Raw genomic sequence first — 8,398 nt, forward strand, 5'->3', positions numbered from 1 at the left:
GGACGGGGCGGGTCCCCTTGTAGCGCTCCTCCAGGAACTGGCGCAGCATGACGCAGGCCTGACGGCCGTCAGCTTTGCCATACTCCTGCATCAGACCGGCGGCGCGGTAGGCGCACAGCTCGCCCTGGCAGGGCCCCATTCCCAGACGGGTGCGGCGGCGCAGGTCGATGAGGTTGTCCACATCCAGCTCGCGAAGGGCGTATTCGATTTCACCCGCGGTGACCATTTCGCACTCGCAGATGAGGGCGTTGGCCTTGGGATTGTCACGGAAGAAGGCGATGACCCGCTCGCCGTGGCGGTATTGGGCTGAGCCTTCGACCGGCACCGAGAGACCGGGGGCGGAGACCTTTTCCGGATCCCGCGAACCGGGCAGGCTCAGTTCGGCGGTTTGGCAGGGTTTGCTGTTGCCGAGTTTCTTGGCCAGCAGATCGGTGGCCCACTCCGCCATCAGGCGGTAGGTCATCAGCTTGCCGCCGGTGATGGTGTTGAACCCCTTGAGGCCGTCACGCTCGGCGTGATCCAGCAGCACGATACCGCGGCTGATGTTGCGGCCGGTGTCGTCACCGTCCACCGCCACCAGCGGGCGTACCCCGGCGTAGGCGCGCAGCAGACGGGTGCGGGCCATGATGGGGGCGAGCTTGATCCCTTCGCGCAGCAGCACCTCCACCTCTTCCGGTTCGACGGTGAGCTGGTCAATCTTGTTGTAATCGATGCGACTGGAGGTGGTGCCGATGAGGGAGATGGTATCGCCCGGCACCAGAATGTCCGCATCCGCCGGTTTGCGGGCGCGGTTGAGCACCAACTGGTTGATGCGGTAATCCATGATGAGCAGGGAGCCTTTGGCCGGGAACATGCGGATGCCGAGATCGGCGTATTCGCAAATTTGCTGGCCCCAGATGCCTGCGGCGTTGATCACCTCCTGACACTCCACCTCGAACGCTTCGCCGGTGCGAGTGTTGATCGCCTTGACGCCGTGTACCCGATCCTGAGTGCGCAAGAGTCCCAGCACCTTGCTGTGGGTGAAGATGCGCGCGCCATGCTCTTTGGCGTCCAGCACGTTGGCGGCGGCGAGGCGGAACGGGTCGACCGTACCGTCCGGTACATGGATGGCGCCGATCATCGCCGGGTTGGCGTTGGGCTCCATGCGCAGGGCTTCACCGGGATCGAGCTGGCGGGTTTCGATACCGGCCAGAGCGCAGGCATCCATAAAGGTGGTTTGGAAATTGATGTCATCTTCCGGCAGGGTGAGGAAGAGGCCGCCCGTGTCTTCGACACAGTGGCTGGCGATCCGCTTGAGGATGCGGTTTTCCTGGATGCATTCGCGTGCGGACTCCTGATCCGTCACCGCGTAGCGGGCACCGGAGTGGAGCAGGCCGTGGTTGCGGCCGGTGGTGCCGGCGGCGATATCATCGCGCTCGAGCAGGATGCAGTCGATGCCGCGCAGTGCGCAATCACGCATGATGCCGGCCCCTGTGGCACCGCCGCCTATGATGACGACTTGTGTAGTTATTCTTTTCATTGTTGCCCGTCTCATCTCTTCCAGATGAGGCCAGTGTGGCCTACTTCTGAGTGGAAATGTTTGATATGGGCCAAATTTGCGCTCGCAAACGCTCATTTGCTCGCGCGTTAATGAGCATTGTGTGACATTTGTCACGCTTGTTATCGCATCGGTTTGTGGGCTGGTGGCGAATAACAGGCACAAAAAAGGGGCATCGGATGCCCCTTGTCACTGTTTGACGAGTCTGGTGGGTGTGTTAGGGGTCAGCCGCAGCACTTCTTGTGCTTTTTGCCGCTGCCACAGGGGCAGGGATCGTTGCGCCCCGCCTTGAGGGGCGCCGGATCCTGCTCTCCCTCGGTATAGACCCAGCGCCCCTGATAACGCACGAAGCGGGAACGCTCATGGAGGCAGTGACGCTCATCCCCTTCCAGAAACCAGGCTTTGAACTCCACCATTCCGGTTTCATCCTCCGGGCCGCCCTGGCTGGCGATGATCTCGAGACCATCCCAGCGGGTGTCGATGCGTGAAAGCTCTTCGGCGGTGAGGCCGCCAAGGTGGGCCGGGTGCCAGCTATGGACCAGATACTCCCCCAGACCAAGCACAAAAGCGCTGTAGCGCGAGCGCATCAGCTGTTCCGGGGTGTCAGCCACAGCGCCACTGTGACGTGAGCCACAGCACAATTCGAGAGAAAGGGTTGAGCCGCAAGGACAAAGATTCATGATTTTCACGTTCTGGCCGATTTGTTTAAGGGAATTGTAACGAAAGCTGGGCTCGCCCTGCCAGCACCTATACTGATGAGTAAGCAAGGAATTCCAATAAAAACAGCTGCAAGGATGTGAAAGATGACGCTAAAGCAGAAAATCCTGTTACTGGGTGCAGTACCCGTGCTGCTGATGGCCCTGGTGGTCAATCTCAGTAACTACATGGTCTCCAAGAGTGATCTGGAGTCTGATCTGGTGGTGGCGAGGGAAAATGCCATCAAGGAGCGTAAAGCGCTGCTAAGCAGTTACATCATGATGGCCAAAACCGCCGTCGATGCCGTGTATTCCCTGCCGGATTCTCCGGAAAATCGTCAAAAGGTCAAAGAGTTGCTCAGGCCGCTGCGTTACAGCAGTGACGGCTACTTCTTTGTCTATGACTTCGAGGGCAACACCATACTGCTGCCGGTGCGTACCGAGCTGGAGGGGAAAAACCGCTGGAACGACAAGGATGCCAAGGGCAAATTGCTGATCCAGGAGATCCTTAAATCGGCCCGTCAGGGGGATGGTTTTACCGAATACTGGACGGCCAAGCCCTCCATCGGTCGCGATGCCCCCAAACTTGCCTTTACTCTGGTGCTGGACAAATACCAGTGGGCCATTGGCACCGGTTTTTATATCGATGATATCGACAACGAGCTGGCGGCCTTGCGGGCAGAGCGCGAGAGCAATATGCATGCCTCGTTGCAGAGCAGTGTGCTGGTGATCCTGCTGATCCTCGGTATCACCCTGGCGGCGACCGTCATTGTGGGCAACCGGGTTACCAAGCCGTTGGCGGATGCGGTGCTGGCATTGAACGATATCGCCAACGGCGACGGGGATCTGACCCAGCGGCTCAAGGTGCAGAGTCAGGACGAGATTGGCCAGCTGGCCAGCGCCTTCAACCGCTTTGTCGAGCGGATCCAGTCGGTGGTGAGTCAGGTGGGCGAGACCAGCAACCACCTCTTTAGCGCGGTCGACAAGTTGCACCATCTGAGCGAGCACTATGACCATCAGATGCAGGGTCACAGTCGCGAGACCGATCAGGTGGTCACCGCGGTGACAGAAATGAGCTCCACCGCGCAGGAGGTGGCGGCCAGTGCCTCCAATGCCGCGACAGCAACCAGCGATGCGGCCCGTGAATCGGACGCCGCCCGGGGGGTGGTGAGCGGGGCTATCAACAGTATCAACCGGCTGGTGGGGGAGGTGCATACTGCCTCCGGCGTTATCGAGCAATTGGCGCAAGAGACCGCCAAGATTGGCTCGGTGGTGGAGGTCATTCGCGGCATTGCCGAGCAGACCAACCTGCTGGCGCTGAATGCCGCCATCGAGGCGGCCCGTGCCGGTGAGCAGGGGCGGGGCTTTGCGGTGGTGGCGGACGAGGTGCGTTCGCTGGCCGGTCGTACCCAACAAAGCACCAAGGAGATCAACGAGATGCTGCAACGTCTGCAGGGCGGGGTGAAGCAGGCGGTGGAGGTGATGCAGGCGAGCGAGGATCGCAGCCAGGAGACGGTGCAGGAGGCGAGCCATATCGCCAGCTCCCTCGATAGCATGGTGATGGCGGTCAGTACCATCAACGACATGAACATCCAGATCGCCACCGCCGCCGAAGAGCAGCATGCGGTGTCGGAGGAGATCAACAAGAACCTGGTGGCCATTCAGCAGATTGTCAGCGAGCTGACCAGCGCGGCGGTGGAATCCAACAGCACCACCCGAGATCTGGCCAGTACCGGCGACAAATTGCGCAAACTGGTATCGCAATTCCGTTATTGATCTTGTAATGGTCCGTGACGGCAACCACAAGATGCGGCCTGACCCCCGGTTCAGGCCGCACTTTATTTGGGGATTGACCAATAATGTGTGAAAATTGCCAGCCTCTTTTTTTCAGCCTTTGCCCCATACCCTATGAATGAGATCGTGAAAGGTAGTATCGATTTGATCCGGCAGCTCAACTACGGCCTGGTCTATGCCAGTCTGGAAGAGCACAAGGAGCTGTCGCGCACCGATCTCTCCCGCCTGACCGGTCTCTCGCCAGCCAGTATCACCAAGATCACCCGGGAACTGCTCGATGGGGGGCTGGTGGTCACCTGTGGTGAAAGTTCAGTGGGGCGCGGCCGTCGTCAGACCTTGCTGCGCATTAACGAGCGCCGCTTCCAGTTTCTCTCCATGCGTCTCGGCCGTGGCTACGTGGATATGGCGCTGTTTGACTTTTCCGGCCGTTCGCTGGCCCGCCAGCGCCACCTCTTTACCGAGGAGGAGCGCGCCGATCTGCTGGGCAGTCTGGTGCATGCCATCAAGGTGTTTTTGCCGAGAAAGTCCCTCAGTCTGGCCTGCATCGCCCTCTGTCTGCCGGGTCAGGTAGAGCGCCACTCCGGCATGGTCAAGCACTTCCCCTTCTACGATCTGCGCAACTGGCCCCTTGGTCCGACTTTGCAACAGGCGTTCTCGGTACCTGTGCTGGTGAGCGGTGACGTGCGCACCTGGATCCAGGCCGAGCGGGAATGGGGGGCTGCCAAGAATTGCGCCGATGCGGTGCTGGTGTTTGTCCACAACGACATCGGGGTCGGCATGGTGGTCAATGGCCAGCTTATCGAGAGCGAAAATGCGCTGCTCGGAGATCTCAGCCACCTGCAGCTCGAACCCTATGGCCAGCGCTGCTACTGCGGCGGCTTTGGCTGTGCCTGCACCCTGGTGACCAATCAGGCGTTGGAGGCGCAATACCGGGATTTGCGCGAGCGGATGCAGGAGCACGACTTGCCCGAGAGCGTCACCATTCGCGAGCTGTGCGAGCTGGCGCTGGCAGGTAACAGCCTTTGCCAAGATATTCTCCATCAGGCGGCGGGTCGCCTCTCCAAGGTGCTCTCCAATCTCATCTGCCTGCTCAACCCGGGCAAGCTGCTGCTGGGGGGGGAAATCACCCGTGCCGATCGGCTGCTGTTCCCCATGCTGCACCAGTCGCTGGCCAGCCAGTTGCCAGCCGAATATCTGGTGCGGCTGCAGATTGAATCCACCCACTTCTACGAAGATCCCACCAAGCCCACTTCGGTGCAGGTGCACAAGGCACTGCGCGATGGCAGCCTGTTGCTGGAGCTGCTGCGCAGCTGTCAGGAGTCGTAAGGCAAGAGGGGTTGGCACTGCGTTTGGCGAAAGGGGAAGGGATTGCTGTTCCGCCAGCGCGTAACTGGGTACAATCTTGCCCTTTTCCGGCAGCCCCCCTGTTATCGCGCCCCGTAGCGCCATGACATGTTGGCACCGCTGCCGTTCCTGTTTTGACTCCAGTTGTGAACCTAGATGAAGCCTGTTCCTGATCACGCCGTCAACCGCCTGCGGGCCTGGCGCAAGAGTATCTCTACCCGACCGTTTCTTGCCCGTGGCGGCACCCTGGCCCGCTGTCCGGCCTGTCAGCTGCGCGAGGATTGGTGTGCCTGCGAGTGGCGCCCCGAGCTCAAAGCGGAGGCCGGTTTCTGCCTGCTGATGTATGACAGCGAGCCGATGAAGCCCTCCAACACCGGTCGCCTGATCGCCGATGTGTTGCCGGATACCACCTGGGCGTTTCTCTGGTCGCGCACCCAGCCCCATCCCGAGCTGCTGGCCCTGCTGGCCGATCCCGCGTGGCAGCCCTATGTGGTCTTTCCCGCTTGCGAGAAGGAGCCTGCCCGCCTGACCGGCGAGGTGACGCTGGCACCGGGTAAAAAACCGCTCTTTATCCTGCTCGATGGCACCTGGCCGGAGGCGCGCAAGATGTTCAACAAGAGCCCCTACCTGGACGGTTTTCCGGTGCTCGCCATCAAACCCGATGCGCTCTCCACCTACGGCATGCGGGTGGCCAACAGCGAGGAGCACCTCTGCACCGCCGAAGTGGCGGCCTGCGTGCTGGAAGTGGCGGGAGAGCTCAAGGCGGGGCAGGCACTGCAGCACTGGTTCAACTTGTTCAGCAGCCGCTACATGGCCGGTCGGGTCAGCCGTTTCCCCGGTGCCGATGAGGATCATCTCTGTGAGGCGCTGGCGGCCATCAAGGAAGCGAACGTCGCTTCAACGGCTTGCTAACGGGCCCTCTGAGGGTTTGGGCAGGGGTCTGACAGCTCAAATTAATGAAAATCAGGAATCAATTGGCTGCCACTGTTTCGTTAGATTCATGGTCAGTTGCCCGTTAGGATAGCGGACAGCCTGTGCCCCCCCGCACAACGTCGTTTTGGTTAGCTCCGGTTGCTCGACCCTTCGGGCAACCCACTCTCGTGAGGTCTATGGATGGAATTGGAACTGGTTACTCTGTTTGCCCTGTTCGGTGTAGCGCTTGTCGCCGGCTTTATCGATGCCATCGCCGGTGGCGGCGGCCTGTTGACGGTACCTGCTCTGCTGGCCACCGGCATGCCGCCGGCGCTGGTACTCGGCACCAACAAACTGCAGAGCAGTTTTGGCTCCTTCTCCGCCACCTGGTTCTATGCCCGCAAGGGGCTGCTGGAGTGGGCCATGATCTGGCCTGCGGTGATCTGCACCTTTATCGGTGCGGCCATCGGCACGCTGGCGGTGCAGACCATAGACGCCGCCATTCTCGAGCGCCTGCTCCCTTTCCTGCTGATGGCCTTTGCCTGCTACTTCTACTTCTCGCCGCGGGTAAGCGATGCCGAGAGCTCCCGCCGTCTGACTCCCATGCTGTTTGCGCTGCTGGTGGGGGGCGGTGTCGGCTTTTATGACGGCTTCTTTGGGCCGGGCACAGGTTCGTTTTTCGCCATCGGTTTCGTGGCGCTGGCGGGTTTTGGCATGGCGCGCGCCACCGCTCATACCAAGCTGCTCAACTTCACCTCGAATATCGCCTCCCTGCTGTTCTTTGCGCTCGGTGGCAAGGTGGTGTGGAGTGTCGGCTTCTGCATGGCGCTGGGGCAGTTCATCGGCGCCCGTTTTGGCTCCAAAATGGTGCTGAAAAAAGGGGTGAAGCTGATCAAGCCGCTGCTGGTGACCGTCTCCTTGCTGATGTCTGCCAAGCTGGTGTGGAGCCAGTATCCGGAGCTGTTTGCCTGGATCTGATGTGAGCCTTGCTTGCCGCATCGCAATTGTTAACGGGGCCCTTGGGCCCCGTTGTCATATCAGGTGTTTTACACGGCTAGCGCGGCGTGTCGCTGCGGTGGCGAAAGTGTTGGTGCAGGGCGCTCACCAGCCTGGCGATCCGCTCTCGCTTTAGGCTGTTTGGTCGGTAGACCAGATGCAGGGGGCGGCCCAGCCCGGGCAGTGGGCGGGCCATCTCCCCCTGTTCTCCCACCAGCCCCAGCAGGCCAGCGGGGAGCAGCACAGGGCCAATGCTCGCCTTGGCGAGTTCGATGAGCGCAAGATAGGAGTCGAGCTCCATGGCGGGCTCCAGCCCCAAATAAGCCAGCGGTTCGCGCAGGTAGCGGTTTGAGGGGTTCTCCAGATCCATGGTGAGGATCTTGTGCCTGCTTTCTGCGCTGGCTGGCGGCAGGCTCTGCTGCGCCTCGCCCACCAGATAGAAGGGCTCCTCAAGCAGCAGATCGGCGCCAAGGCCATGGCCGGGCGGGAGCCGACCGGCGCAGATGCCGAGCAGGGCATCACCGCTGCGCACCCGCGCCAGAATGACCGGGGTGTGGTGGGTAGAGAGGGCAAGGTGGGGATCGCGCTCCAGATAGTCGCGCATAAAGTTGGCGAGATAACCGGCCAGCAGGGTTTCGGAGCAGGCGATGGGGAGGGGACTCTGATCCGCCAGATCCTGGCTATCGGCCAGCACTCCTTTCATCTCTGCCAGGCTCGGGGCCACTCGTTCCAGCAGCTCCTTTGCCTGCGGGGTGAGCCGGATCTGGCGCCCCTCCGGCTCAATCAGCTTCTTGCCAAGGCGCAGCTCCAGCTGGGCAATTCGCTTGCTCACCGCCGACTGGCTGATATAGAGGCGACTGGCCACCTTGGCCATGGTCCCTTCGCTTGCCAGCAGGCTCAGCGTCTCCAGCCCTTCCAGTAACATCTCGCCCCCTTGTTTATCGCCATCAGGATCTTCACAGATTGATCAGCGCTACCTTAGGGGCTGACTGGCTCAGGAGCAAGGGTCGTTTGCTGCCTTGGCCGGTCGAATGCGCCACTCGCTTAAGGGCGGTGCGAAGATCACCAGATTGCCGATGAGGCTGATCACCACTCCGGCCACCGAGACCGGCTGCCAGAC

General features: G+C 61.1%; 7 protein-coding genes and 1 pseudogene. 4 read left to right on the forward strand and 4 right to left on the reverse strand.

What is annotated here, in order from left to right:
• Together glpA and AB5Y92_RS05410 are read right to left on the reverse strand one after the other, a co-directional pair.
• Positions 1-1,519, reverse strand: a 1,519-nt coding sequence (glpA, locus tag AB5Y92_RS05405; RefSeq protein WP_368225874.1) for an anaerobic glycerol-3-phosphate dehydrogenase subunit A, incomplete at its 3' end; no start/stop codon positions are given.
• 242 nt (positions 1,520-1,761) lie between these two features.
• Positions 1,762-2,217: a YchJ family protein gene (locus AB5Y92_RS05410; RefSeq protein WP_075115082.1), complete on the reverse strand. Its 456-nt coding sequence runs from the start codon at positions 2,215-2,217 to the stop codon at positions 1,762-1,764.
• Between the two features lie 123 nt (positions 2,218-2,340).
• Here AB5Y92_RS05410 and AB5Y92_RS05415 point away from each other — a divergent pair, with 123 nt between their 5' ends.
• The 4 genes from AB5Y92_RS05415 to AB5Y92_RS05430 all read left to right on the forward strand — a co-directional run bounded on the left by AB5Y92_RS05415 (position 2,341) and on the right by AB5Y92_RS05430 (position 7,260).
• A complete protein-coding gene (locus AB5Y92_RS05415) occupies positions 2,341-4,008 on the forward strand; it encodes a methyl-accepting chemotaxis protein (protein ID WP_139406894.1) in 1,668 nt (555 codons plus the stop codon).
• Positions 4,009-4,140: 132 nt separating this feature from the next.
• The gene (locus AB5Y92_RS05420; RefSeq protein ID WP_005333476.1) at positions 4,141-5,352 is read left to right on the forward strand and encodes an ROK family transcriptional regulator; all 1,212 of its coding nucleotides are present in this window, start codon (positions 4,141-4,143) and stop codon (positions 5,350-5,352) included.
• A gap of 174 nt (positions 5,353-5,526) precedes the next feature.
• A complete protein-coding gene (locus tag AB5Y92_RS05425) occupies positions 5,527-6,282 on the forward strand; it encodes a tRNA-uridine aminocarboxypropyltransferase (RefSeq protein WP_100653629.1) in 756 nt (251 codons plus the stop codon).
• Positions 6,283-6,483: 201 nt separating this feature from the next.
• Positions 6,484-7,260, forward strand: coding sequence for a TSUP family transporter (locus tag AB5Y92_RS05430; protein ID WP_005333472.1), 777 nt, complete (start codon positions 6,484-6,486; stop codon positions 7,258-7,260).
• 76 nt (positions 7,261-7,336) lie between these two features.
• Here AB5Y92_RS05430 and AB5Y92_RS05435 read toward each other — a convergent pair whose 3' ends face one another.
• Together AB5Y92_RS05435 and AB5Y92_RS05440 are read right to left on the reverse strand one after the other, a co-directional pair.
• Positions 7,337-8,203: a LysR family transcriptional regulator gene (locus tag AB5Y92_RS05435; protein ID WP_368225876.1), complete on the reverse strand. Its 867-nt coding sequence runs from the start codon at positions 8,201-8,203 to the stop codon at positions 7,337-7,339.
• Between the two features lie 69 nt (positions 8,204-8,272).
• A pseudogene (locus AB5Y92_RS05440) lies at positions 8,273-8,398 on the reverse strand (EamA family transporter); the annotation flags it as partial.

This window comes from Aeromonas sp. R1-1 (assembly GCF_040908495.1).
Taxonomy (GTDB): domain Bacteria; phylum Pseudomonadota; class Gammaproteobacteria; order Enterobacterales; family Aeromonadaceae; genus Aeromonas; species Aeromonas veronii.

Bases quoted from the DNA above. Each gene is read 5' to 3' on its own strand.
- AB5Y92_RS05410 (WP_075115082.1), bottom strand. From the start codon at position 2,217: ATGAATCTTTGTCCTTGCGGCTCAACCCTTTCTCTCGAATTGTGCTGT.
- AB5Y92_RS05415 (WP_139406894.1), top strand. From the start codon at position 2,341: ATGACGCTAAAGCAGAAAATCCTGTTACTGGGTGCAGTACCCGTGCTG.
- AB5Y92_RS05420 (WP_005333476.1), top strand. From the start codon at position 4,141: ATGAATGAGATCGTGAAAGGTAGTATCGATTTGATCCGGCAGCTCAAC.
- AB5Y92_RS05425 (WP_100653629.1), top strand. From the start codon at position 5,527: ATGAAGCCTGTTCCTGATCACGCCGTCAACCGCCTGCGGGCCTGGCGC.
- AB5Y92_RS05430 (WP_005333472.1), top strand. From the start codon at position 6,484: ATGGAATTGGAACTGGTTACTCTGTTTGCCCTGTTCGGTGTAGCGCTT.
- AB5Y92_RS05435 (WP_368225876.1), bottom strand. From the start codon at position 8,203: ATGTTACTGGAAGGGCTGGAGACGCTGAGCCTGCTGGCAAGCGAAGGG.